Raw genomic sequence first — 257 nt, forward strand, 5'->3', positions numbered from 1 at the left:
GGATTCTCTCCTCGCCTACCTGTGTCGGTTTGCGGTACGGGCACCCATTATCTTGCTAGAGGCTTTTCTTGGCAGTGTGGAATCAGGAACTTCGGTACTATAATTCCCTCGCTGTCACAGCTCGAGCCTAACGGTGAACGGATTTTCCTATTCACCAGCCTAACTGCTTAGACGCGCATGACCAGCAGCGCGCTTACCCTATCCTCCTGCGTCCCCCCATCACTCAAACGATAATGTGGTGGTACAGGAATATCAAC

1 rRNA gene is annotated in these 257 nt (G+C 52.1%); it reads right to left on the reverse strand.

From position 1 onward, the window contains the following. Nucleotides 1-257: ribosomal RNA gene (locus M3183_RS26880) — 23S ribosomal RNA — on the reverse strand; the annotation flags it as partial.

The organism is Neobacillus mesonae (assembly GCF_023715155.1).
Taxonomy (GTDB): Bacteria; Bacillota; Bacilli; order Bacillales; family Cytobacillaceae; genus Neobacillus; species Neobacillus mesonae_A.